The organism is Staphylococcus sp. EG-SA-15, from assembly GCF_017151895.1.
Taxonomy (GTDB): domain Bacteria; phylum Bacillota; class Bacilli; order Staphylococcales; family Staphylococcaceae; genus Staphylococcus; species Staphylococcus aureus.
The window spans coordinates 1-442 of sequence record NZ_JACVZN010000081.1 but is presented as its reverse complement, the minus strand read 5'-3'; the positions used below and the strand labels follow the sequence as shown (position 1 = coordinate 442).

The 442-nt window shown below is 33.5% G+C and carries 1 protein-coding gene; it reads left to right on the top strand.

The features are described from left to right. The coding region (locus tag IDG64_RS14415; RefSeq protein WP_206171360.1) for a methyltransferase domain-containing protein at positions 1-430 on the top strand (430 nt) is incomplete at its 5' end. Between the last annotated feature and the right edge of the window lie 12 nt (positions 431-442).

Genomic DNA, 442 nt, shown 5'->3' with positions numbered 1-442 from the left:
GAATGAAACATATGATGTAATCGTATCTTCTCTTGTGTTTCATTATATTGAAGATTTTAAGCGATGCGCTGAGAAGTTGAATCAGCTATTAAATAGTGGTGGCACGTTACTCTTTACAATGGAACATCCTATACAAACAGCCACTAAAGAACCCGAAGTTGCACTAGAAGATGACAAAGGTATATTTTTACGAATGGAACATTATTTTGATGAGTCTTCTCGCTCAGCAAATTGGCTAGGTGCGGATGTTTATAAATATCATCATACAATTGAGACAATCTTCAATAATTTAATAGAAAATGACTTTGAAATTCAATGTGTAAAAGACCTCGGGCAGTCTGAGGAAGTATTTAAAATGTACGATCAAGCTCGTATTAATAAGCTGAAACAATTCCCACCATTTCTATTAGTAAAAGCAAAGAAAAAGTAGAAGAGTATGTTA